Below are 24582 nucleotides of genomic sequence, written 5' to 3' on the forward strand. Positions count from 1 at the left end.
AGTTTATAGGCTGAGCGCCCAGCAGAGAAAGCTCAGGTTGACAGCCATGGAATCTACAGAATATTGTTCTGTTACAGAATATTATTCTGTAACTACCCCTTGAGGATATTCCGATGAGCCAAGCCCTGAGCATGTTCAATAGCGTAGGCCCCGCCGCATTCAGCAACCTGGCGTGCCAAATGGCGCCCTACTTCAGCACCATCACTCCCGAGATCGCGGAGCTCAAACCCAACCATGCGGTGGTCACCGTGCCGTTTCGCAAGGAAATCACCAACCACCTGGCCTCGGTGCATGCCATCGCACTGTGCAACGCCGCCGAACTGGCCGGCGGCATGATGACCGACGCGTCGATCCCCGCAGGCGCACGCTGGATTCCCAAAGGCATGACTGTGGAATACCTGGCCAAGGCGAAAACCGATATCCGCGCTGTTGCCGATGGCAGCGCTATCGATTGGCAGACTGCGGGGGACAAGATCGTGCCGGTCGAGATTTTCGATGCGGGTGGCGTCAGGGTCTTCACCGCCCACATCACCATGAATGTGAAGCTCGCTTAGGTAATCGGCCGGCCCAGGCAGTATCAGCTACGCAGCATCTGCAATGCGTGACTGGACGCCTGGTGCGGTCGACGATGCACTGCGAAGCGGTGCGGATTGCCGTGGTGGTATCGCCGGCGACGTGCGGCATCAATTGCGCATCGGCAATACCGCCAACGGCGAGCTGAACCGGTCTTTTCCAGGGCGGAGGTATCAATGGCGAACGCCTTATCGGCATATCAAATAAGAGGACGGGAAAGATCATCGGCCGTCAAAAAAATACCTCTTCTCCCAAGAGACACGGATCAAAGCTTTTAACTTTCTGATTAACCAGCGCTAAATAAAATCCTTCGAAAACGTCTTACTCAATGGGAAGTCTCGGCACACATAGCGTGCGAGAGAAACCTAAAAATCTTCATAACCCCTGAACGTCAGCCAATTGAGTAGGCGAAGCACTTGCGAGTCCTATCCATCGGCTTATTCAGGAACACACGGCCGGTGAAATGGCGCCCCCTAGCTCAGAAGGATCTCTATGCAAAGCCTCCCGCTCTCTTCGTTACGCCTGTTCGGTGTGCTGGCAGTCACGGTCTGCGCGCTGTTGACGACGCCAGCCCGTGCCGATTACACCGACCTTTCCCTGACCCACGAAAAAAACATCCAGTCCTACGTCGTGAACCCCGACGGTAGCTTTGTGCTGGATGTCGAACGGGTTATGCGGATCAATGAAGAGCGCGCGATCACCTCCAACGCCCAGCGCTCTGTGACCTACAATCGCACCCTGGAAACTCTGGATATTGTCGAGGCCTACACTCTCAAATCCGATGGCCGCAAAGTCGTGGTAACACCAGACCGGATCAAGGAGCAGCAGGAACTGGAGTCTGCCCAGGCGCCGATGTTTCAGGACTCGCGGGTCAAAGTGGTGATCTTCCCGGAGCTGCAAGTGGGTGATCGCATGGTTCTGCGGTACCAGCGCCATCGCAATACGCCGTTGTTTGCGGGGCAGTTCGAAGACCTTTTCTCGCCGGATTTCTACCAGAATGAGCAGGTGCGCCTGAGCTACGACATGCCCGCCGAAATGAAGCTGTACGCCGACTCACGGGGTTTCAAAGCGTCCACGCCAGCCAACGCCAACGGGCGAACGGTGTACCGCTGGGACGTGGAGCAAACCAAGAAAAATCGCGTGGAAGATGGCTCCGTTGCCTACACCGACTACGGGCAACTGCTGGCCGTATCGACGTTCACCGACTACAAACAGTTTGCCCAGGCCTACGCCGCACGCGCACAGGTAGAAGTGACCCCGGCCATGACCCAACTGGCCAAGGAACTCACCGCCAACCTCGACAACCCACGCAGCAAGGCCTTGGTGCTGAGTGACTGGGTACGCAAGAACATTCGCTATGTGGCCGTGTACGTCGGTGCCGGTGGCGTGGTGCCGCATTCAGCGCAGGCGGTGCTGGATAACCGTTATGGCGACTGCAAAGACCATGTAGCCCTGCTTGAAGCGCTGCTCAAAGCCGTCGCCATTGAAAGCTCGCCCGCACTGATCAACGCCGGCAACGCCTACGTACTGCCCCAGGTGCCGACCCTGGGCGTGCTCAACCATGTAATCACTTATGTACCCAGCCTCGATCTGTACCTGGACTCCACCGCGACACCCATCTCCGCTGGCTACCTGCCTCTGCCCGAACTCGGCAAACCGGTATTGCTGACACAGACCGGTGAACGTAAGCAGACACCGTCCCGCCAGCCTGGCAAAGTGGACACAACCATGGTGTTCAAGGTCAACACCAAAGGCGCTGCAGACTTTACCAACGACTCCACCATCGACGGTTGGGGCGCGGAGCTTAACCGCTTCATGCTCAAGGCCATGCAGCCAGCCGACCGTAATCAGTTGGTGCAACAGGTCCTGAGCATGTTTGGGCAATCCGGTAGCGGAGTGATCGAAACTGACGCTTTGGACAGTACTGCCAATACCTTCAAGTTCACCCTCAAAGGCCACACCAGCAATCTGGTCAACCTGCCTGGCCCGACCGGGGTGCCTACCCTCTCCAGCCTGGCCGGCGGTATTGGCCAGAGCGTGTTTTCCTTGATGGCTGAAAAGGAACGCACTCAGAACTTCTCCTGCCTTTCGAGTGAGATATCAGAAGTAGCGCGCCTGGAGTTCCCCGCCAAGGTGAAGATCCTCGCGGTGCCCAAGGCGGTGTCGGTGAAACAGGCGGGCTTCGACTACCGCTCGACCTATGTGAAGAAGGCCAATACGGTGCTGATCACGCGCCAATATGTGTTTAGCAAGCCAGAGATTCTCTGCAGCCCGGAGGATTTTGCGGCCATGCAGCCGGCGATTGAAGGCATGGTCAACGATTTGAAAAGCCAGGTGATTGTGCAGACGTTGTAACGCCTTGGCCCTTCTTGCGTGTCAGTGGTTATGCACTGGCGCGCGGGAAGCGGGGACTGCATGCTGAGGCGCAGCTATAAAACCGTTCCTAACCCGGTTGGCGCTTCTGTGAGGCGCTATCAGCCTTAACGTTCTGACTCGACAGCCCGCCCGCTCGTAAAATCAAGAATGACCGTAAACCTCTGTTGCTCACGGATCACCTCAATCTGCCAGCCCAGCTTTGCGCACAATTGCCGCATCAACTGCAACCCAAGACCATATCCATAGTCGTCGGATTCCTGCCGAGGCTTGGCCTCGTTGATGTAATTGGCAATCACCAGCCGGGGGTATTTGAAACTGATTTCCACCGTGCCCTCTTCCGCGTATTGCAGCGCATTGCGCAGGAAGTTGCCGATCACGATACGACACGCCGTAGGGGGCAGTCGGCAAGGTTCGTTGTGGATGTCGATGCTCAGCTCAATATCCCGGTGACCGATCAGGTAGCGGTGTTTTTCAATCAGGTCGCCCACCAGCTCGCTCAGGTCAACGTCTTCTTCCGGCAGCGGCTCTGGACGCTCGCGACTCATCCACAGCAATGTCTCGGCGATCAGTTGCATATTCAGCACCGAGCGTTCTATGCGCTGCAATGAGGGTGGCAGCACACCGCCCGATTGCAGGGCCAACAATTCGATAGTGGCCTTGAGCACCGCCAGGGGCGTGCGCAGTTCATGGCTGGTGTAGCGCAACAGGCGGCCTTCGCGCTGGCTGGCGGCCTGCACCTGCTCAACACTTTTGGCCAGGGCATCGGCCAGCATATTGAACTCCTTGAAGCTGAAACCCGGTCGCGTGCCGCTCAGTGCCTCAGGGTCTTTGAGTGTGCCGGACCATTGCACCAGGCGCCCCAGCGGCCGAACCAGCCACCAGACCAGCAAGGCGATGATGATCAGCGCCGGCACGAATACCGCCAGGCTGATGAACTTGACACTCTCTATCACCTGATCGAAATAGGCGTCAGACAACGGCGTCTCCACCTCTCCCCCTGCTTCCTTATCGTGGTCGATGTCGTACATGTAGAGGGTTTTGCCGTCACCCAGGGGCTGTTCGAGGATGATCTGGAACGGCGCGTCGTCGTCATCGGAATAGAGATCGCCGAAGATATTCACCGCGCCGAAGGACAGACTCGGCGACGTGCTGAGCAACTCACGCACGTTCTTCGGCAACGCCTCCTTGCCGATGACGCTGGTATAGAAGTAATTGTGCGGCGTCGGCGTGGTCGGGTCTTGTTTGTAGTGCCGGACAAAATACTGGGCTTCCTCCTCCATCATCGCGCTGGCGGTATAGAACAGGCCGCGCACGGTAAATTCAGGCAGCAGCTTGCTGTAGATCACCAGCACCACCGCAATCAGACACAGGAAACTGCCGCTGATTACCCACTTCAAGCTCAGGCCGTTACGCATGGGGTTTTACCTGAATGCCGACACCCGCCAGGGTATGAATCAACGGCCGGCCAAAGGGTTTGTCTACCGTCTTGCGCAGCCGATGCATATGTACTTTGAGCGAATTACTGTCGGGCGGCTCATCGCCCCAGATCTTCGCCTCCAGGCGCTCCCGAGAGACCGGTTGAGGACTTGCGCGCATCAGGTTTTCCAACAAGGTCCAACAGATGGGCGACAAATGCAGCTCCTGCCCTGCCCGGCTGACTTTACGCGTGGTCAGTTCCATCACCAGGTCGTCCACTTGCAGCCGACTGGTCTGGCCGCTGCGACGCAGGCTCAGGGCACGAATCCTGGCGACCAGTTCGGCCAGTTCGAACGGCTTGACCAGGTAGTCGTCGGCGCCAGCGGCAAAACTGGCGAGCTTGTCGGATAACGCGTCCAGCGAGGTCAGCATCAGGATCGGCGTCTGGATGCCTTGCTGGCGCAACCGATCGCATACCTGCTGGCCGTCCAGGCGCGGCAGCATGATGTCCAGGAGAATAACGTCGTAATGCTGATTGAGGGCCAGGTTAAGCCCGGTCTGACCATTGCTGACGTGATCGCAGACGATGCCGCTGATGTCCAGGTACTCGATGACGGTGGTGGCCAGATCCAGGTTGTCCTCGACCAGCAGCAGATGAATATGCACGGAAAAAACCTCGGGCGGGTAGTGCTCAGCGGTGTGAAGGATAGCGGAAGTCGGGCTGTTTCCCGCGATGTTTACCTGGTGTTAACCCCGTGCTGCTTAGGCTAAGGCTCTTCTTATCCAGAGCTCGTCACCGTCATGAACCTGTATTCGATGATCAAAGGGGTGCTGTTAGCCGTGATTTTCCTCGCGCTGATGGTGGGCATCCTTCCACAGCAAACTCAGTTGGTACGCATGGGAGGCAGTGGCTGGTTTCTGATTGGCCAGAATGTTGAGCAGACAGGGTCGTGTCATGTCGCCCGTGCGTCGTGATGAGATTGGCGCCAGCTATACCGGCCAGTTGGTCGCCTGTGTGGTGCTGGTTATTGGCGTGGCGGTTTCGATGGGTATCTATATCGCGCGCTTGAATGCGCACCTCGATGAGCAACGCGACCTGTCCTCGGTGTATCTGCCCGACTGCCCTGACGGCCGTGGTGGTTTTATGGTCTATCCCGATGACAGGCGCAGTGGTGACGAGTGCTACACCACGCAGGAAGATGAGTCGATCGATTTCGATGAGCTGCAGCGGCTATCAGCCTGGAACCTTGCGCAACGGTTCGACTACCTCCTGCCTGCAGTTCAATCACCGCGCACGTTTTAGATGCACGGCCTTTATGCTTACCCAGTGCAGGCGCTGGGCCGCTCTAGAGCCGCTGCGCTGGAGGCAGACTTGCTGCGCAACGGCGAGCTGCGCAGCGCACCAGAACACCCTCTCAACCTTTCACGCCTGAATATACCGCCGCGTTGATCACTGTCATTGTTAGTTGAAACACATACTGCCAATCCTCCACCACACCACCCATCACCCCCGCTGGCGAGTACACTCGACGGCAATGCCCACCAGGACAACCCTGCTGGGCAGGTTGCTGCTGATTATCATGGAAACTTGAGAAGGACACTCAAATGGTACGTGCCGTTACTATTCTCACCGAGAATTTTTCTGACTGGGAGCCCGCGCTGATCAATTCCACGGGCCGCGCCTACTATGGCTTCGAGACTTGTTTTGCCGCTCCCGGTGGCAAGCAAGTAACATCATCCGGAGGCATGACCATCATTCCCGACCTGGCCATCGAGGCCATTCGGCTGGACGATGTCGACTTGCTGATTGTGCCGGGAGGCCCGATCTGGAGAACAGACAACGCCCCCGCCATCGAGGCGCTGGTCCGTGAGGCTCACGCCAGGAACATCGTCGTGGCGGGAATCTGTGACGGTACCCGCGTACTCGCCAAGGCTGGAGTGCTGGATCACTTGCAGCACACCTCCAATTCCGCTGACAACCTCAAGCAGGTGCATTATCGCGGAGCAGATTATTACCAGGACGTACCGTACGCCGTTGCCGACCAGGGTGTGGTCACGGCTCCTGGCAGCGCGCCGGTCAGTTTCATGGCGCAAATTCTCGACACCTTGGGTTTGAACGACAAGAAGCTGGATGCCTACCTGGCCATGCATGCGGCTGAACATATTCACGGCTGAACCCTTTCCCTCTATCTCTCCCCCTCACCTCGGCGCTGCGGCCAGTTACCGGGCCGTAGCGCGCGTCACCGTTGAACCGCCCCTCCAATACTCAAAGCGGCAGAACCGTTGCTGAACATGATTGAGTGGTGGATATGTCTGGACATGCCGCCTGACGAGGTCAACAAAATCGCCCGGTTCCGCGAACTCAATGATGCTCAAAAAGCGCTGATGCTTTCAGCTCGTAAGGAGTCAGGGAAACTCACGGAGGGGGTTATTCTGTCGAAGTCCACGGAGGTGCTGTTTCGGGCGGTACCGCCGAGCCTTTACTTGGCGATGGCGATGACTGGGCCAGAAGAGAAAGCTTAGCGATTCAGACTGATGAATGTGCATGGAATGAGCGAGCTGGACGCCGCTATGGCAGTGGCTAGAGCCATTCACCACAGGCGCGGTATGCTCTTTTAAGGTGGAGTTCAGTAGCAGACCTAGAACTTCAGGAGCGAGGCATTAAACATTATCGTCCAGCCAAATCTCATAATTCCGGCTCATGGGAAGTATCAATTGCAGGGGCAAGGCTCGCCATCGTATCGTCGATCGTGCTGATCCGCCTTTACCGGACAGCATCTATTTCGTCCAAGGGCAATGGATGGACGAATAGCTATACGTAAAACAGGGAAGAAGACTGAAGAAGGTTGCTCCTCATGGCAAAAAAACCTCGTTTTTACGCAGTGGTGCATGGCCGCCAGACGGGCATTTTCAACAAATGGGAAGGCGGTGCCCGCCTTGCTATCGATCACTTTCCGGGCGCTGATCATCGAGCCTTCAGATCACTTGAGCTCGCAGAAGAATGGTACCGGCAGAACACACGCAATCCACACTCCTGCCACTCTCCCATCTACCACTTTAACTCTGAAATCTTAGGAGCTGCATCGAGCGACGTACCCTTTCAAAAAGCGCTAGACGGCACCAGTCCGAAACGAATCATCGTTTACGCAATCGTGGACCCTGAGACTGAGGAGCCATTTTATGTTGGCGAGACCGGAAATTTTGCTCGTCGTCAGCAAGCCCACCTAAGAACCGCACATGAAAAAACAAAACGAGCCGCAGCGAAAATCGCGCAAATTCTGGCAAAGGGCCAAGTACCTGCATTCAAGGCTATTGAGTTTTGTGACTCTAAAATGGCGGCGCTAGAAGCCGAGACTAAGTGGATCAAACATTATGTCGAGAGGGGGTACACCGTCTGGAATCGCTTAAGAGAACACCGTGAGATCCAGGAGCTCCATAGCGCGCCCCAGACACCCATGGATAAAATAATAGGAGACGGTCCTATTAACCTAGGCCGCCATCACTATCCCTCTCGATTTGAGCTCAAGACCAAGTTACGCCGCTACCTTTCGGGAGAACCATTCGGCCGAGTCGCGCACCCTGTAGCGATCGAAAAACTCAGCTTGATATGGGGTACAACAAAGCAGAGCGGTCCTGCGAGCGAGTTCTGGGTTGTACCTGGTCATCCGCATCGACGACTGCATGCGGTCATCGATGGCATCACTGTCGATTTCGACTATACGGCAGCGATAGACCGAATCCGTGGAGATTAAAAGCGTGCCACTAATACCCATGTGACGCGCTACCTTCTTGGTTCACGGGAGCTCATCTGGCTTCCGCAGTAGCACTGCAACAGAGCGACTAATTTAGTTCAAAAGGAGAGGCAGTTGAAACACTTTGTAAAAAAGCCTGCATTTCTGCAGGCTTTTCTCTATCTGGCTCCCCGACCTGGACTCGAACCAGGGACCCAATGATTAACAGTCATTTGCTACCTGTTAGTCAAACCGGTGCCACGAAAAACGTGGTAGAGACATAGAAACGCTGTGTAGCGCGAGCGCATGAACGCATCACGCCATGAAAGTTAGTCGCGTTGGATTAGCTTGTCAAAGCAGGGTAACTCATTGGGCTGTAGGAAAAGCAGACGGTAATCGCTCATACGCCATACCGCTTGTTACCGCCAGAGGTAATGCAGTATCGACCACCCCTAGGCCCTATACACACGTTTCCAGAGGAACAGGGGCACGAGGAGCCGTAAGCTGGAGTCTGTTGGCGAGCAGGCTGTACTGGCTGAGTCACTGGTTTGCGTTTCGAAACGAAGTAGCAGCCCGACCCGCTGCACAGGCTTTTTGACGAAAGCCACTTCGGTGATTGACCATCAATACTGATGCGTGCCCAATCGTTGCGCGTCTCGAAAACCTGAACCTTTTCCCCGCGCTTCAGCTTCGAGACGACCTTACCGCTTGGTTGATTCCGGACATTGAGATTATCAGCGCTTACAAAGTGCTCAGTCGCAGAGACAGGGGCCGGCGTTGAGGGTGATGGAGAGGTCGACTCAAACGTACTCGGCGCGCTCAGAACGCCTGACTGTGCGGGGGCTGAAGGCGTGTCCTTCTTCCCCACTGCCCACAGGACGGCAAAAACAAGCAGGAGCGGGACAACCCATGACCGGGACTTCTTGCGCATATCCATTGCTCTCATTCGGCACGTATTACAACGGGTGTCTTCCTGACCAACCTGACGCATCACCTATTGCGAGCTTAGCCAATCTTCCGTTTTTTGCAGCCAACCTAATTTCGAAAGCTTGGTTTTTCCCTGATCCAGTATCTCGAGCAGACGCTGCATCGCATCATTAGAAAGAAACCATTTGGCTCTTTCTGCGTTGCAGTGTTTTGGATCGCTCAACGCCCATTCACCACCCTGTCCGCCGCAGCTATGTGGTGGTCAGCTATGAAGGTCTGATGCCCTTTGAAAATCCCCAATTGCTCGGTCGCATCAGTGAAGCTGGTGTCACCCAAAAAACGCAGTGGCATGGCATGGTTGAGTTGCTAAACAAGCCTCCAGCTAGCTAAGCGATATTTCTCACTCGAACTCTCCTTCCAAAAAAACAGCGTAAAGCCGCCTATTAAATTGCATTGATATTAAAAATAACCCCAGACTCATTGAAACCCTACCAACTGGATGGTAGCTTTGTTTAAGATCTTAAATATCTGCAACCAACGACATCCCTGTGAGAATCCTATGCAAGACTGGAAGCAAACCCGAAAAGACATCAACACTCGTTTGATAGAGCTGAATGGCTTGTCACCTGAAACCATGAAGGGTATGGCTGCTCTCGGTGCCGCCGGAAGCAAAACCCATCATCTAGACGCCAAGACTCGCGAACTCATCTCCCTCGCAGTGGCCGTGACGACTCGCTGCGATGGCTGCATTGCATTTCACGCCGCTGAAGCAAAGAAGCTCGGTGTAACCAGTGAAGAGGTCGCCGAAGCACTGGGTGTAGCTATCAACATGAATGCCGGTGCCGCGCTGGTCTACAGCACCCACGTACTCGACGCGTTCGATAAGTCCTAATTCAAACGCCGATGTTCTTCCCCTTCAACGACGTCGAGATTAATTATGAATAAGCTGTTCACACCTTACGACCTGGCCGGTACTTCGCTGAAAAACCGTGTTGTCATGGCCCCCATGACTCGCACCCGAACCTTGAACAACATTCCGAATGAATCCAACGCGCTTTACTACGCGCAACGAGCTTCCGCCGGCTTGCTGATCACGGAAGGCCTGCCTATTTCCGATGAGGCTCGCGGCTATCTGTACACCCCTGGCATTTACGAAGATGTGCACTTACCAGGCTGGCGCAAAGTGACTGACGCGGTGCACGCCAAAGGCGGGAAGATTTTCGCGCAGCTCTGGCACGTAGGCCGTATGTCCCACACATCGGTACACGGCATGGTGCCAGTCTCCTCGGGCACGGTGCCTGCGGTAGATACCACGGTGTATGCCTGGATCGAGCCCGGTAAATCTGGCCCTGTACAGCCCAGCTCTCCACGTGCGCTGGAAACTGAAGAAGTGAAACGCGTCATCGCTGACTTCGTGAAGTCCGCACGGATGGCCATGGACGCCGGCTTTGACGGTATCGAAATCATGGCAGCCAACGGCTTCCTGTTCGACCAATTCCTGAGCAGCGCCCTGAACACTCGTACTGATCAGTACGGAGGCTCTATTGCGAACCGTCAACGCTTCCTGCTGGAGACCATTGATGCGATTGCTGCTGAAATCGGCGGATCGAAGATTGGCGTTCGCTTCTCTCCGTTTGGTCGACTGTATGACTTCGGTGTGTACGAAGGCGAAGAAGAAACCTGGATGAGTATGGCGGCTGCCCTCAACGAAAGAGAGCTGGCATTTGTTCACCTGAACTACCAACCGACCATCCTCGCCGCGCAAACGCCACCAGGTTTCGGCGCTGCATTCCGTGAAGCGTACAAGGGCACCTTGATGGCTGCGGGCGGCTTCACCCAAGAGATTGCAGAGTCTGAGTTGGCCAAAGGCGAGCTAGATCTGATTGCCTTTGGCACCGCCTACATTGCCAACCCTGATCTGGTAGAGCGCATGCAGAACAATTGGCCATTGGCCGAGGGTGATCGCGCGACCTACTACGGCGTAAGCGGTTCGATTGATAAGGGCTACACCGACTATCCGGAATACGCAGCGACCAAAGCCTGATATTCCTTCACAAACATCTAGGAGAACACCATGCCACTCGTAACTATCAAAGGGATTGAAGGCGTTTTTTCCGACGAGCAAAAAACTGAGGTGATTCGCAAAGTGACTGACGCTATGGTGTCGGTTGAAGGCGAAAACATGCGCGCTCTCACGTGGGTCATCTTCGAAGAGGTAAAAAGTGGAGACTGGGGTATTGGTGGCAAACCTGTGACCACCCAAGAAGTATTGAAGCTGCAAGCCGGCGAGTAAGGCTTCACCTTCAGATCATTAGCTTCCTGTTATTTGAGTGCGGCCATGCTCAACGAACAGGGAGCTTTTCCGTTCTTGGAGAACGCCAGGTTTGTGGGGACTACTCCGTGATTCTGATCATTTATTCCCATCCTTACCCTGACAAATCCAACGTCAACATGTTGATGCTCAATCTGGCAGCCAGCAATCCCGCTGTCGCAATCCGTTCGCTGTACGACCTCTACCCCGGTTTCAATATCGACGTTCAAGCTGAGCAGAGAGCGGTGGAACAGGCGGATCTCCTCGCTCTGCAACACCCGCTGTACTGGTATAGCTATGGGGCACATCATTACCCTACGTCAGATGGGTGTGGAAGAAGTCGAGCGAGAAACATTTGAAAGCGCATTGCCCCTCGGGCGCCGGGGTTTTGGAGCAACTCGGGATAGGACGCTACGAAGCTCGTGAGCGTGCGGATCGATTCCGCCGCCTGAGTTTGGAGATGCTAGAGGAGATGGCCGCTCAGGCCCAGGACGATACCGAATTCAAGTATGACGCTTACAAACGAGCCAACGCTTTACTAACGGAAATATTCAATGAAGACCGCGCTCATCCAAGTGATGCTGGCCCAGGAAAAGTGAGCCTTGCGCATAGGGAGACAGGTAGCTGATTTGGCTTATAGGTCGCGGAGGGATGCTTGGTTAGCTAGCATCTTCCAGCTCAGTGATGATTGCTTTTTTCAAGGCCGAGACCGATTTAGACCCAGCGAAGACTTTCAACAGTCGGCCTTCATGAAACACCGCCAACGACGGCACAGAGCGGATGCCGTACATCTGCGCGATTGTCGGAGACGCCGCGATATCGATCTTCCCAAAAACTGCTAGAGAGTGGAGCTTTTCCTCCAGCTCAATGAAGATTGGCTTCATTTCTTTACAGGGTTTGCACCAAGAGGCTGAGAACATTACGACACTGCTTCCTTTGGCTACGAAGCGGGCAAATTGGGGAGCGCTCAATTCAACGATACGGCTCATTGGGATCTCACATGTTGTGTTAAGGAAAAGGGGGCACCTTCTGAGTACCCCCGTTCCGTTGTCCATCAAATTTCGCAGCCATCAATGCCGCAGACTTGACCCATCAATGAGCTATCCCCGGTTCTCGCTTTAGCAACCATTTGATCCAGCGCTTCAAGAAAGATCGCTTCTGGCTGAGCACCTGACACCGAGAACGCGTTGTTGAAGACAAAAAGTGGCACGCCGGAACCCAGTTGGGCTGCGAAATGCTCGTCCTCTAGCATCTCAACACGCAGCTCCACGGATGACCGCGCCAACTGAATTGATTCATCGGGCACACCTGCCTCCTTCGCAATCGCCTCCAAATTGACGCGATCAAAAAGCGACTTGCCGTGACTGGTACTTTGCTCGTACAGCGCCTCAACAAGGCGCTTTTTCACTGTCGTGTCTTCAACTGCTTTCACCAGGATATGAGCATCCGCTGTGTCACCAAACATCATGGTGTCGAAGCGATAATCCAGCCCGTCAGCCTGGCCATATTTACTGACCGTACTCATCATCGCCGCTGCGGAGTCTGGGTTGCCGAGTTTACGTTTCAGTGCCGCGATCATCGGTTCAGGGGCGTGATTTGCAGCCAGTCGATAGGCCCGAATGTTGACCTGTACATCGTCCTTCTGCGGTAAGTTTTCGAGTGCTTTTTCAAAACGACGCTTGGCAATCCAGCACCAGGGACACACATAATCAGACCAGATATCGACTACATATTTTTTCGAAGGGGTTTGCATATTTTTTCCTGCACGGAGAAGTGAAGATTGCATTGCGGCCATTTCAAGCAAATGGTTAAGCCAGCCAACGGGTCGGCTGAGCGACCCAATGTCCAATCAATGAGGCTTGCTCCCTCCAACATGCTCAGAAGCATGAAAGCGAAGTGCTCAACAGATGTTCCCAGCGATCAGCTGTGCTGCCGGACGGCGTCATTGAGGGTGCTTTGGAGCCAAGTGAGCTGCGAATTGAAGAATTCCCTTGTGAGCCCTTGGAGCGACAAAGGCAACGCAGCGATTTGCGCCGCCAAGGCGCCGCATAACGGCAGCAGCCCCTCATTCGCGCTGATCACAAAAAGTCGGGAAAAAGCCTGTAAGCGGTTTCCGCGTAGCTCAGCAGCGCGGCTTTTGATGGACACTTGAAACTCCTACAACCAGCACCCTTGTCACCGGAGCGGCGTGCTGCAGAGCGCCCCAATGAGAGGCGCTACACGCAGAGCTTGCCTCGGTGTTTAGGCACGCACCGCCATCACCCCTGCATCGACGTCCCAGATAGCACCAGTCACCCAGGAGGTTTTATCGGAGAGTAAGAAGAGGATGGTGTTGGCGACGTCTTCAGGAACACCGACTCGACCCAGTGGGTGGAAGTCGTTCAGCGACTTCATCGCATCCGGGATCGCGTCCTTATCCATGAAACCTTCATAGATCGAGGTGTGAACGATGCCTGGCGAAACGGCATTGACTCGGATACCTGAGGGAGCCAATTCAATTGCCAGGTTTCGGGTGACTGCGTGCAGGCCCGCCTTGGCCATCGAATAAGCGGTTGCTGGAGAGCCGGCCAGCGCGGCCTGCGCGCCAATCGAACCGACGTTAACAATGGAGCCTTCGCGCTTGGCAGCAAGCATATTCTTGACCACGGCCTGCGTGATAAAGAATGTGGCGCGGTTCAGATCCAAGTACATGTCGTAGTCAGCCTCATCGTGCTCGATGAAAGGCTTCGGAATGAATATGCCTGCAGAGTTCACCATGAAGCCGATGTCACTGTGGTTGGCATTGATTTCGTTGCGTACATGATTCATCCCTTCCTCGGTCATGAGGTTGGCAACGATCACTGATACGGTCCCCAACTGACTCAGCTCGGCGCGCACAGCATCGGCTTTATCCTGTTTGCTGCCGGTGAGAACCACGCTGCCACCTGCCTTTAAAAACTGGCGCGCTGTTTCCAGGCCCATGCCGCTCGTGCCGCCAACAACCAACAGTTTTTTACCTGCAAAAAAATCGCTCATTACAGACTCCGGTATTAGATTCGTAAGAGGTCGCCAGCGGCAAGGTGCCGCGCTGACCTATGGCCAGAACGGTTAGCCTTCGATGACTTCGAGCTTAGGGAGCATGCGAATGGCTTTAGAGAAGTTTGCGTAGTTGACCGAAGTCTTGAGCACTACGTTGTGCAGCTCCTCTACACGCTCACGGGAGGCGTCGGTTTGCAGGCGAATGACGACACTCACCTCGTCGTAGCCTGGGTTAACGCTTTCGTCGATGCCTAGGAAACCGCGCAGGTCGAGGGTGCCGTCAGTCTCGATCTCCAGGCTGTGAATCTTGATGCCCATCATCGCGGCATTGGCGGCATAGCCGACCGACATGCAGGCGTTGAGAGCAGCCATCAGCAGCTCCTGAGGGTTGGGCGCGGTGTTCTCGCCAAGCAATTCATTCGGCTCATCGGCTGCAATTTCAAAATCGCGGGAATAGGTTTCACCAGCCAAGCTGTAACGGCTGACTTTGGCTACAGAACGGGTCTGCCCCTTCCAAGCAGTCTTAACGTTGAAGCTTGCGTGGCGCTTAGTCGCATCACCAGCAACGCCTTCGGCGAAATTCTGGAGTGCGGCGACATCGATACCATTCAGATTGCTGCTCATTGGACGTTCCTCTTCAGATAAGCCGGACGATTCGACCGGAAGAGAAACAAGCCTACCAAGTAGTAGGTTGGCTTACAAGGAAGATGACGATACCAATAGCTTCGAAAAGCTAGGCTGCATAGAGGATTTGGGAATATTGATGACAACACAGTGGGAGTCGTGACCGACAGAATCACTCCAAGAGTGACGCCAGCACAGGTCATCTCACAGCTCTAAGCATCAGGTTTGTTTTATGTAACTGTACGAATTGATGGCACAAGACCGTCTCCGCATAGATATAAAATCAAGGAGGTTTATCGCTGTTTATGCCCCAGGCCACGTATTGGGACGAGATGGAGCTTCGTTTCAAGAGGTCACTTTGAACGCAGCCAAGAGCGCGGTCGCCGCTAAACATGGGCGGTACTGTACAATTCGCGGTCAGGAAAAAGCGCCGCCTACAAGCAAACCTCCCCGTCATTGGATGCAAATCTACCGCACACCAGATAATACCGAGTGATCTATCTGGTAGTTTTAGTCTGCGCTAATTAAAACAGCGTAGATTGGCTCGCGACCCCGAATCAAATAACTCAAGGCCGCCTGCTCTTGGCAGGCGATCAAGTCGAGAGACTATTGGAATATGTACCAAAGATACAGCGATGAAAGACGCCCCCGGGCAGAGAGTGCAGCGGTAGAGTCTATAAACGTACTTGCTACGTCTTTAGTGACGAAGGGTAGATAAAATCAAATCAAATCCCGAAGATTTCTCGTAATCATCGCTCATCGCCCAAGAAACAAAGCTCGCACCTTCTAAAGTGTTCAATATGAATCTTGAAACCCGGGTTACATCCAGTTCGGCTTTAAGCTCTCCTCGATCTTGACCCTGCTTAATATTTTCCTGGAGCCAAGTGAGATGGATCTCAAAGAATTCCTTTGTCATTTCTTTGAGGCTTTCAGGCAGGGCCATAAGCTCTGCGGCCAAGGCTCCACAGAGTGGAAGCATCCCGTTCAGGCTGCTGTGAGCGAACATCAAGGCGAAGGCATTCAGCCGGTCGACAACACTGACGTGTTCATCATTGATAGCGTCCAGCTGCTTTTTAAACCGGAACAGGTAGCTCTCGACGATGGCAATTGCCAAGCCTTCCTTGGTGGGGAAGTGATGATGAATACTCGCCTTTTTAATGCCGATGTCGTCCGCAAGGTCGGCATAGCTGAAGGCCGCATAGCCTTTCGTGCGCAGCAGAACCTCGGCGCTGGTCAAAAGGTCTGAACGTGTACTCATGATGCTGCATCCAAATTTATCATCCTGGCATCATAAATTAGTCACACCTCATAAGACAGCGTTCGCCGAACGCTGAACTGAGCTACCGATGTGATTGCCGATTTCGAGTGCATGCCCTAAGCCGCATGAACCTCCTCGAATAGCCAATCTTGAAACGCTTTCAACCTCGGCACGCTCGCATATTTTTTACACGGGACAACGTCGTGGCAAAGTAAAGCACCCTCCGATTACGGGGCACCTGTTCCCTAAGGGAAAGCCGGGCCTGGAACCCAATGATTAACAGTCGTTTGCTACCTGCCCATACGCTCCAGGGGGCTCTCAACAGCAACTGAATGCTGATGGTCCACTACCCGCCTCCTCACCGATGACGCGTATCGACATCGACCTCAACCGACATGCCCGGGCGCAGCGAAGACTCGAAAGGCTGGTCCGGATCAACAGATATGCGCACCCCGATACGCTGCGGTACCTTGACGAAATTGCCCGTTGCATTGTCCGGCTTGAGCACCGCGAATTCCGAGCCCGTCGCTGGTGAGAGCCGCTCGACATGCCCCGTTAGCGTCGCCCCTCCTAACGCATCAATCCTGAGCGTCGCGATCTGGCCGGGCGCAATAGCCTTAGTCTGCGCCTCCTTGTAGTTCGCGACTATCCAGTGATCAGCGGGCACTACCGACATCAATTGTGTGCCGTGGGTCACGAATTGGCCCAACCGCACGCCCACTTCTCCAAGCACGCCATCCTCCGGCGCCTGGATGACCGTGTGATTAAGATCAATCTGAGCCGCACGCAGTTTTGCCTGTGCCACCCGCACCTGGGCTTCCAGACCTTCACGGCCGACATCCACGGTACGCAACTCCTCCCGAGCAATCGACTCTTGCGCACCCGCCTGCTGTACCTCGGCCTGGGCTTGACTGAAATCGGCTCGTGCCTGGTCGCGCTCGCGCGTAGAAATGGCGCCATCCATGACCAACGCGTTTGCGCGCTGCATGTCAGCGCGGGCACGCAATAAGCGCGCCTGCGCACCGGCCATAGCTGCAACATGACTCTCGATGCCCGCCATGCGAGCAGCGTGCGCCTGCTGGTTGTTGGAGAGGTCGGCATTGGCGGCGCCAAGATTGGCCGTCGCCTCATCTACCTGCGCCTGATAGACCTCATCGTCAATACGCACAAGGACCTCGCCTCGCTTGACCTGCGCGAAATCTTGCCCGGCCACCTGGACGATATAGCCGCTGACCTGAGGGGCAATCACCGTGGTTCGCCCCCTCACATAGGCGTTATCTGTCTGTTGCAGACCTGCGTCAAAAGGCGGCAACTTCCAGATGTACAGGACGATCGTAATAACGCCAATCGCAGCCAGCACCATGATGATGCCTTGCAAACGGCCCCGGGGCGGGGGCGACCAATGAAAAGCAGTGTGTTCAACATCCGATGGAACAGTCATGGAATCAGTCATTTACGTTCTCAGGCTCGCGACGGATGCGCGAGAGGAAAAAAGCCGGCATCTGCAGATAAAACACATACATCGCGGTGCCAAAAGCCAGCACTGACACGATGCGAAAGACGTCATTGAATGCCAGTACGCTAGCCTGTTGCTGCAACGCTTGTCCTAGCAGCTTGCTGCTCTGTTTCTGGCGCTGTTCCGGGTCGGCTATATGACTCGAAAGCAACGCCTCGCCAATGCCGAGGCGCGCTACGACAAGGGGATTGGTGATCGGCGCACTGTCCGCCAGGCTAGCGATATGGGACTGGGTTCTGATGAACTCGTAGCTGCCCATTACAGCCGACCCTGCCAGGCTGCCGATACTCTGGCTCGCCCCGTACAGGACCACGAGCGTGATCATGTACTGAGGTCCCTTCGCGAACAGTTTGAGAAAGCCAAAGATCAAGGCAGGCCCGATGAACAGCGTCGCACCGAACCCAATCAAACACTGGCTCAGGTACAGTTGCGGCGCACGCGTGAGGCTGGTGGATTGCGAGTCCAGATACGCTCCCGTTGCGATAAACAACGCCGCGACCATGACCTGCCAGGGGATACGTTTGGGCGACAACGTCAGGCAAGCGACGACGATCCCCATCAGCATCGACACCAGTACGCACGCAAACAGGACACGCAACTGATCGTTATTAAGCCCGCTCATTGATAGCAAACCTACCGAGCCGAAAGTCTGCTCGGCCAGCGATAGCCGAACCAGCAGCGCAATCGCAACAAAACGCATCAAGTCGAAACTGCCCAGCCATTCCAATTGCAACAGCGGCTGACGCCGACGTCGTTCAATGAACACCACCGTCACCAGCAACGAGATAGCCGCCACCAGCATCCAGCCGAGAAAGGGCGCGTCGGTCCACCAATAGCTCCGGCCGAGGCCAAGCACACCGGCAAACAGCAGGAAGGATGAAACCAGCAATACAATCACCACTGCGTCCGAGGCAGCAAACACGCTGGCCCTATCACTGCGTGGCAAAGGCACCGCCAACGTCACACCCAACACCGCCATACCAATGCCTAGATTCAACAAGTGCAGCCCCAGCCAATGTTCCGAGGCGAGAAATTCCACGGGAATCATGCGCGCCACCGGCGATCCTATCTGGGTAAGCCCTACGCTGATAATCAGGGCCATCGGCTGGGCCGATGGGGCTATGGCCTGCATCAGATAATAGGTACTCAAGGCGATCAACGTCGCGCACATCAAGCCGTTGATCGCCGTGGCAATGACCGCAGTTGTCAAAGTGGGCCACAGTAACTGCAGCACACAGGCAGCGATGTAGGTACCGACAATGCTTGCCGTGACCAAAGGGATTCCGAACTGCATCCGGGCCTTGACCAAGGTCAGGTTGGCGCTGGCATTGATCGCCAAAAAAACTGCCACCAACCACGAGACCTGAGCCGTGTACTCGCCAATAGAGCCAGAGATTACGCCTAGATTGCTCGCCACCAGGCCGTTGCACAGTGTCGTGCAGGTCCCGAGGAATAAGCCTACGACAAAATATATGCCACGCCTGGCCGGCGACAGCCTGGGCTTATAAGGACTGCCCGCCATCGCCGGTTTCTCGTCAGCTTTGAACACGTATTCAGCGCTGGCCATGTACAGGTAACGCCTTCTTTTGCTGTCGCTGCAGATGCTTCACGGTTGGGATGTCGGAAGGCTGAAGGCCATTACATAGTCACCGGTGTCGGGAGAATGCGCTGCCCCGCCTACGGAAATGACAACGTACTGTTTGCCCGTCGTCGGCGAGACGTAGGAGATCGGCGTGGCGCTGGCGCCGACCGGTAATTCATGTTCCCAGACGAGTTTGCCACTTTGCCCGTCGTATGCCCGGATGTAGTAGTCCTGATAACCGGCAAAGAATACTAGGCCGCCTGCCGTGGTCATCGTTCCTGCATAAGTTGGCATGCCCATGGGCATGGGCAGGTGTGATGCGATACCCAGTGGCCCCAATTGCTCTGTGGTGCCAGCCGGCACTTGCCAGGCCACCTTGTGCGTATTCAGATCGACCGCCGTGACGGTCCCATAGGGCGGCTGGTTGCACGGAACCCCTAGGGATGACATCCAGATATAAATGGCTTGACCGTAAGGTGTTTTCAACTGCGGTGACGGCCCATGTCCGCTCACCTCGATCTGGTGGGTTTTTGTCCAAGTATTGAATTCATCACGAGGCATCAGCCAAAAGATGTTCGGCACCCGGATATCGTTCATATAAGCCAGATGATTAACGGGGTCGTAGGAGACGCTACCCCAGTTGAATCCTCCGATATTGCCGGGCTGATCCAGCGCCTTGGTCAGACCGATCGGCGTGAAGTCGCCCTCGTAGCGCAGTTGCTTGAACATGATGCGGCACATGAGTTGGTCGAACATGGTTGCCCCCCACATCTTCTTCTCGGTGAGGTGTTCGGCACCGATAGTCGGCATCCCTACCGAATAAGGCTGTGTAGGCGAAAGCTTTTCTTCAGGTACCGCACCGGCCGTAGGCACGGGCTTTTCGACGACGTCCGCAATCGGCTCTCCGGTGGCGCGATTTAACAGGAAAAGCTGGCCACGCTTGGTGGTTTGCAATACCCCGGGGATGGTTCCGCCTTGGCCGTCAGGCAAATCGACCAGCGCGGGTTGAGAAGGCAAGTCGTAGTCCCAGATGTCGTGATGGACGGTCTGGAATTTCCATTTCGGGCGGCCCGTCATGATATCGAGGGCGACAAGGGAAGAGTTGTATTCATCCGAGTGCGGTGGTCGCTCCATGCCGAAAAAGTCCGGCGTGGCATTTCCCAGCGGCGCATAGATAAGACCCAACTGGTCGTCATAGGCAGCGGCGGTCCACATGTTGGGCGTGCCGGGCGTGTAGGTCTGCCCCGCCGGTGGCAAGCCGGTTATGTCCGGGTTGCCCAGGTCCCACGCCCATGCCAGTGCGCCGGTGCGGGCATCAAAGGCGCGGATCACGCCTGACGGCTCACCGCGGCTGTAGTTATCAACTACCCAGCCACTGATAATAATGTAGTCGCGCGCCACCAGCGGCGCGGAAGTCTGAAAGTAGAACCCAGGCTTAACGTCGCCCATGCCCTGCTTCAGGTCGACGACGCCGTCGCTGCCAAAACCTGGGCACTGCTTGCCGGTCTTGGCATCTAGTTCGATCAGGCGCGCATCGATGGTGGAATTGACGATTCGTTCCGCACAGACGCCATCAGCCGGCGCCTCCTTGAGCTTGTAGTAACCCAGGCCGCGGCAACGGTTCCAGATAGGAGATGCACTATGGGTATCGAATTTCCAACGTTCTACCCCCGTATCTGCATCGATGGCAGCAATGCGATCATCGGGTGTGCAAGTGAACAACGTATCTTCAATTTGCAATGGGGTGTTCGAATCCACGGCGCCCTTGTCCAACTGGATCTTCGCGCCGGTACGATAGGTCCAGGCCACTTTCAGGTCCTGAACGTTGTCACGGTTGATCTGCGTAAAGGGCGCGTAGCGCGTACCCGCAGTGGTTCGGCCATATGCGGACCAATTTGAAGGCGTGGTGTTTGTGGCTGCTGCAGTAAAAGGTGTGCCCGAGACAGGCGAGACGACACCATGTGGAGTAAAGGCAAACCCAAAGAACACAGCCGTCCCTAATAGCGCTAGTACACCCAGGCCGCGTATCCGGCGCCGGGAGTCCGCAGGCGACCAAGTGGATAACAGGAGCAAGCCGATGCTCGCCATCGCTGCCGGTACGAGCAGGCGTGGAAACAGCGCCCAATAGAACGTGCCTGACTCCCAGAGCGCCCATGGAACACTCAGCACGGCAACCGCTACCAGCAGCCATACTCCACAAACTTGCCTACGCCAAAGCATGACGCCAGCGCTCAGATAGGCCCATCCGGCCAGCACGTAATAAAACGATCCGCCAAGGGTTAAGAGGTAAGCTCCACCTAACAATAGCCCCAGCCCCATCAAGGCAACTAGGCTGGCAAAAATACGATTTATCGAGGTCACAGTTGAACTCCTATACGCTAAATGGCTCTCAGACTTGGTGATGATAGTGTTAGTCTATTAATTTTAGCCATGCCATATGGAGCAACTATACATTGCATAAAAGCAACGCCATGTGGAGCGAATACCACACCTTCCTCGTTGCCGCGCAAACATTGAACTTCAGCCGTGCGGCTGAACGGCTTGGGCAGAACACTTCAAGCATCAGTCGCGCCGTGACCCGGCTGGAGGAGCACCTGGGTCTGCGCTTGTTCAATCGGATGCCCTCTATGCGATTGACGGACCCGGGCGAGCGGCTCTATAGCGAAATCGCGCCCTTGTTCGAAGGCCTTCAGGAGGTTGAAAGCGCGATCAAGTCGGATGATGGAAAAATTAGAGGACGTATCCGGGTCGTCGGATCGCCCGAGGTTGTGCACTGGTTTATCAACCCGGCTATCGCTCGAATGCTGGAAGAACAGCACGAAATTCATTTTGAAGTGGAGGCCAGCACACGCGTGCCAAACCCCATTGAAGAGCCAGTGGATGTCTACTTCAGTCATCGCCGCGCCGAAGTGATTAACAAGTCGCTGGTTGCTCGGCCAATCTGTTCAATGCCACAAGGGTTATTCGCTTCTCCCCTGTTACTGGCCGGCAGGAAACCTCCCCGTGTACCGGACGATCTCCTGCAATGGCCCTGCCTTGGGCGTCAGGGAGAACCCGAGTGGGAGCTCATCGACCCCCAAGGACATAAACACCTGATGCCGGTGCAAGCCATCCTGCTTGCCACACCGAACGATGCGCGCATGGATCTTACTCTGCGCGGACTTGGCATCGCGCAGTTCAATTTGCCCAGCGCCAATGAGGCCGTTGAGAGCGGAAAACTGGTACGTATTTTACCTGGCTATACCCTCCAGAACATGTCGCTGTATGCTTTTCTACTGTCACGACGCTTGATTCCGCAGGCGGTGCAGATCTTTCTGCGCTATACCACGGAAGAGGCAAAAAAATACTTTCCCGATTGAGTCCTGACTTGATATCGGTTCGTTAGGGCAGATGACGTACGACCTTAATAATCTTATAGCCTCCTATTCGTTGCATAACCGAGTAAAAACACTATGGGCAATTACTTTCATCATGTTCTTGTCGGACTATTGGCCCTGCTTCCTATGGCCAATCCTCTAACTAGCATCTCCCTTTTACTAGGCCTTGGAGGAAAGCTGCCTACAGTAGAGCGTAACCGGCAAATCCTGAAGGCAAGCTTATATGTAGCTCTGATTATGTTTGTCAGCTTCTACGGAGGCAGCCTGGTAATGCAGGTATTCGGAATATCTGTCCCCGGCTTGAGAATAGCCGGAGGCCTGATCGTTACCTACATCGGTTTCGCCATGCTTTTTCCAGCAACGACACCTGACGAAACAGAGGTTCAGAAAGATTTCCTTTCAGAGAAAGAGAAATCAACCCCACATTTCCGCGATCTGTCATTTGTACCTTTAGCTCTTCCTGGTGCAGCAGGCCCCGGCACGATAGCGTTGCTTATCAGCTCCGCCTCTACCCTGCAGTCGACCTACCAGACCCTGCCACTCGTCATTCACCTTGCAGCCGCAACCGTATTCATCATTACTGCGCTTATTTTCTGGATAGCTTTACGATGTTCGGGGCGAATCATGAAAGTGCTTGGTGAGTCAGGAATCGATGCAATTTCCCGAGTCGTTGGTTTTCTACTGGTTTGTATGGGCGTTCAGTTCGTTATCAATGGTGGTTTTGAGTTAGCGTCTACACCTATGCACTGATCATAGTTCTCATAATAGTGAATTATTAAAAGCCGTTGATATTCCCGCGGCCACATTCGCTAGCACCAGGTGAATGGGTGTTCCTACGCCTATGGAGAACTGACGCCTTGCCGCCCTCAGGAAGCTAGGGGGCCAGACTCGGACAAAATCAACATTGGCCAGTTACGACTAGCCCCACTACAAAACAATGGTTAGTGCGCGGTGAACCAGCTGGGGTGAAGCACCGGAAAATGTTCCTTCAGCCAATCCACAAATGCCTCGACCTGAGGCGCAAGATGCGTTCTGCTTGGATAAAGCACGGAAACCAGGCGAGGCTTTGGACGAAATGCCTTGAGCACTTCGATCAGTTCTCCGCTTGCGAGGAATGTCTCAACGGCAATTCCAGGCGCTTGAACAATGCCGAAGCCTGCAACACCGCATTGAACGTAGGCATTCGACTCATTCACGGTGATTCCACGCCGAGGCGTATGTGGACGATCTTCGCCGTCTACCGAGAAGTGCCAAGGCAGCGGTCTGTTATTTTGACCGGAAAGGAAGCTGACACATTGGTGGTCTACTAGATCTTGTAGGGTTATGGGTGCACCGCAGGCTTGGAGATAACCTGCAGACGCACAGGTCACCATGGTGGCGGTGCCAATTTCTCTAGCCACCATGCTTGAATCCGGAAGTTCACCCATTCGCAATACACAGTCGATGCCCTCGGCTACGAGATCTACCGTACGGTCGGTCACGCCTAGCACAAGCTCGATTTCGGGAAATGCCTCGGTAAACCTCCTAAGGCTTTCCATGAAGCTGTGCTGGGAAAATGCAGTAGGGATGTCAATTCGAAGCCGCCCTCGCAACGTCGATCCACTACGGTCGAACATGGAAGTGGTTTCTGCGATGGTTGCTAAAATCTCTTTGACGCGTTCGTAAAACCGCTCTCCCTCAGCAGTCAGTTTTACTTTACGCGTAGTGCGCTGGAACAGACGGACACCCAGCGAGGCTTCCAGATCCTGAATGGTGCGTGTGACGTGCGGTCGCCCGGCCTGCATTGCCTCAGCGACTTTGGTGAAGCTCCCCAACTCCGCTAGCTTGGCGAATACTTGCATCGACTGTAGAAGCTCCATAAGTCTCTTCTCGG

Annotated in this window: 25 protein-coding genes and 3 pseudogenes; 15 read left to right on the top strand and 13 right to left on the bottom strand. The window is 55.0% G+C overall.

Annotation, left to right across the window (positions count from 1 at the left end):
- The first annotated feature begins 113 nt into the window (after positions 1–113).
- The 3 genes from AB9N64_RS08445 (at position 114) to AB9N64_RS08455 (ending at position 2928) form a co-directional block, all read left to right on the top strand.
- On the top strand, positions 114–554 hold the full coding sequence (locus AB9N64_RS08445; RefSeq protein ID WP_014719223.1) for a hotdog fold domain-containing protein: 441 nt from the start codon (positions 114–116) through the stop codon (positions 552–554).
- A gap of 43 nt (positions 555–597) precedes the next feature.
- Entirely contained in the window at positions 598–780 is a 183-nt protein-coding gene (locus AB9N64_RS08450) for a hypothetical protein (RefSeq protein ID WP_014719224.1), read from the top strand.
- A 285-nt stretch (positions 781–1065) separates the two neighbouring features.
- Positions 1066–2928 carry a DUF3857 and transglutaminase domain-containing protein gene (locus tag AB9N64_RS08455; protein ID WP_130175197.1) on the top strand — a complete coding sequence of 621 codons (1863 nt, stop codon included), beginning with the start codon at positions 1066–1068 and terminating at the stop codon, positions 2926–2928.
- Between the two features lie 125 nt (positions 2929–3053).
- On the opposite strand, the gene AB9N64_RS08460 is transcribed toward AB9N64_RS08455, so the two are convergent.
- Positions 3054–4364: a sensor histidine kinase gene (locus AB9N64_RS08460; RefSeq protein WP_371360174.1), complete on the bottom strand. Its 1311-nt coding sequence runs from the start codon at positions 4362–4364 to the stop codon at positions 3054–3056.
- On the bottom strand, positions 4357–5031 hold the full coding sequence (locus AB9N64_RS08465; RefSeq protein WP_020302273.1) for a response regulator transcription factor: 675 nt from the start codon (positions 5029–5031) through the stop codon (positions 4357–4359). Before AB9N64_RS08465 ends, AB9N64_RS08460 begins: the two co-directional genes overlap by 8 nt.
- 135 nt (positions 5032–5166) lie before the next feature.
- Between AB9N64_RS08465 and AB9N64_RS08470 the strand changes: the two genes are divergently transcribed.
- From AB9N64_RS08470 to AB9N64_RS08490, 5 genes and pseudogenes are all read left to right on the top strand, one after another.
- The gene (locus AB9N64_RS08470) at positions 5167–5340 is read left to right on the top strand and encodes a hypothetical protein (RefSeq protein ID WP_014719228.1); all 174 of its coding nucleotides are present in this window, start codon (positions 5167–5169) and stop codon (positions 5338–5340) included.
- Entirely contained in the window at positions 5321–5668 is a 348-nt protein-coding gene (locus AB9N64_RS08475) for a hypothetical protein (RefSeq protein WP_371360175.1), read from the top strand. Before AB9N64_RS08470 ends, AB9N64_RS08475 begins: the two co-directional genes overlap by 20 nt.
- A gap of 302 nt (positions 5669–5970) precedes the next feature.
- Positions 5971–6540 (top strand): type 1 glutamine amidotransferase family protein, encoded by a 570-nt coding sequence (locus AB9N64_RS08480; protein WP_032903716.1) that lies wholly within the window; start codon positions 5971–5973, stop codon positions 6538–6540.
- A gap of 93 nt (positions 6541–6633) precedes the next feature.
- Positions 6634–6984 (top strand): annotated as a pseudogene (locus AB9N64_RS08485) (conjugative transfer ATPase); the annotation flags it as partial.
- A 236-nt stretch (positions 6985–7220) separates the two neighbouring features.
- Complete coding sequence (locus AB9N64_RS08490; RefSeq protein WP_032903718.1) at positions 7221–8117, top strand: viroplasmin family protein; 897 nt, start codon at positions 7221–7223, stop codon at positions 8115–8117.
- Between the two features lie 379 nt (positions 8118–8496).
- Here the strand turns inward: AB9N64_RS08490 and AB9N64_RS08495 are convergent, their stop codons facing one another.
- Complete coding sequence (locus AB9N64_RS08495) at positions 8497–9087, bottom strand: SH3 domain-containing protein (protein WP_371360176.1); 591 nt, start codon at positions 9085–9087, stop codon at positions 8497–8499.
- 495 nt (positions 9088–9582) lie between these two features.
- On the opposite strand from AB9N64_RS08495, the gene AB9N64_RS08500 reads away from it, so the two are divergent.
- From AB9N64_RS08500 to AB9N64_RS08520, 5 genes and pseudogenes are all read left to right on the top strand, one after another.
- Positions 9583–9915, top strand: a complete 333-nt coding sequence (locus AB9N64_RS08500) for a carboxymuconolactone decarboxylase family protein (protein WP_014719234.1) — start codon at positions 9583–9585, stop codon at positions 9913–9915.
- A 45-nt stretch (positions 9916–9960) separates the two neighbouring features.
- The gene (locus AB9N64_RS08505) at positions 9961–11067 is read left to right on the top strand and encodes an alkene reductase (RefSeq protein WP_275967797.1); all 1107 of its coding nucleotides are present in this window, start codon (positions 9961–9963) and stop codon (positions 11065–11067) included.
- A gap of 30 nt (positions 11068–11097) precedes the next feature.
- Positions 11098–11316: a 4-oxalocrotonate tautomerase family protein gene (locus AB9N64_RS08510; protein WP_106111488.1), complete on the top strand. Its 219-nt coding sequence runs from the start codon at positions 11098–11100 to the stop codon at positions 11314–11316.
- A 107-nt stretch (positions 11317–11423) separates the two neighbouring features.
- Positions 11424–11630, top strand: a pseudogene (locus AB9N64_RS08515) (NAD(P)H-dependent oxidoreductase); the annotation flags it as partial.
- A 1-nt stretch (position 11631) separates the two neighbouring features.
- Positions 11632–11962: pseudogene (locus AB9N64_RS08520) on the top strand (glutathione-regulated potassium-efflux system protein KefC); the annotation flags it as partial.
- Positions 11963–11993: 31 nt separating this feature from the next.
- Here the strand turns inward: AB9N64_RS08520 and AB9N64_RS08525 are convergent.
- From AB9N64_RS08525 to AB9N64_RS08565, 9 genes are all read right to left on the bottom strand, one after another.
- A complete protein-coding gene (locus tag AB9N64_RS08525) occupies positions 11994–12323 on the bottom strand; it encodes a co-chaperone YbbN (RefSeq protein WP_038450968.1) in 330 nt (109 codons plus the stop codon).
- A 65-nt stretch (positions 12324–12388) separates the two neighbouring features.
- A complete protein-coding gene (locus AB9N64_RS08530) occupies positions 12389–13087 on the bottom strand; it encodes a DsbA family oxidoreductase (protein ID WP_014719238.1) in 699 nt (232 codons plus the stop codon).
- A 167-nt stretch (positions 13088–13254) separates the two neighbouring features.
- Entirely contained in the window at positions 13255–13482 is a 228-nt protein-coding gene (locus AB9N64_RS08535; protein WP_224796956.1) for a hypothetical protein, read from the bottom strand.
- Positions 13483–13575: 93 nt separating this feature from the next.
- Positions 13576–14349, bottom strand: a complete 774-nt coding sequence (locus tag AB9N64_RS08540) for an SDR family NAD(P)-dependent oxidoreductase (RefSeq protein ID WP_019817523.1) — start codon at positions 14347–14349, stop codon at positions 13576–13578.
- A gap of 72 nt (positions 14350–14421) precedes the next feature.
- Positions 14422–14976: an OsmC family protein gene (locus AB9N64_RS08545; protein WP_014719240.1), complete on the bottom strand. Its 555-nt coding sequence runs from the start codon at positions 14974–14976 to the stop codon at positions 14422–14424.
- Between the two features lie 697 nt (positions 14977–15673).
- Positions 15674–16234 carry a TetR/AcrR family transcriptional regulator gene (locus AB9N64_RS08550; protein WP_038450970.1) on the bottom strand — a complete coding sequence of 187 codons (561 nt, stop codon included), beginning with the start codon at positions 16232–16234 and terminating at the stop codon, positions 15674–15676.
- A 358-nt stretch (positions 16235–16592) separates the two neighbouring features.
- On the bottom strand, positions 16593–17687 hold the full coding sequence (locus AB9N64_RS08555) for an HlyD family secretion protein (protein WP_371360177.1): 1095 nt from the start codon (positions 17685–17687) through the stop codon (positions 16593–16595).
- Complete coding sequence (locus AB9N64_RS08560; RefSeq protein ID WP_371360178.1) at positions 17680–19317, bottom strand: MFS transporter; 1638 nt, start codon at positions 19315–19317, stop codon at positions 17680–17682. The genes AB9N64_RS08555 and AB9N64_RS08560 overlap by 8 nt, the downstream gene beginning before the upstream one ends.
- A 39-nt stretch (positions 19318–19356) precedes the next feature.
- Complete coding sequence (locus AB9N64_RS08565) at positions 19357–21651, bottom strand: membrane-bound PQQ-dependent dehydrogenase, glucose/quinate/shikimate family (protein WP_050585820.1); 2295 nt, start codon at positions 21649–21651, stop codon at positions 19357–19359.
- A gap of 134 nt (positions 21652–21785) precedes the next feature.
- On the opposite strand from AB9N64_RS08565, the gene AB9N64_RS08570 reads away from it, so the two are divergent.
- Positions 21786–22691 (top strand): LysR family transcriptional regulator, encoded by a 906-nt coding sequence (locus AB9N64_RS08570; RefSeq protein ID WP_014719245.1) that lies wholly within the window; start codon positions 21786–21788, stop codon positions 22689–22691.
- A 93-nt stretch (positions 22692–22784) separates the two neighbouring features.
- Positions 22785–23459, top strand: coding sequence for a MarC family NAAT transporter (locus AB9N64_RS08575; RefSeq protein ID WP_019817582.1), 675 nt, complete (start codon positions 22785–22787; stop codon positions 23457–23459).
- 191 nt (positions 23460–23650) lie between these two features.
- Here the strand turns inward: AB9N64_RS08575 and AB9N64_RS08580 are convergent, their stop codons facing one another.
- Entirely contained in the window at positions 23651–24550 is a 900-nt protein-coding gene (locus tag AB9N64_RS08580) for a LysR family transcriptional regulator (RefSeq protein ID WP_032872783.1), read from the bottom strand.
- Positions 24551–24582 lie beyond the last annotated feature (32 nt).

This window comes from Pseudomonas sp. KT_2_4, assembly GCF_041410225.1.
Taxonomy (GTDB): Bacteria; Pseudomonadota; Gammaproteobacteria; order Pseudomonadales; family Pseudomonadaceae; genus Aquipseudomonas; species Aquipseudomonas paracarnis.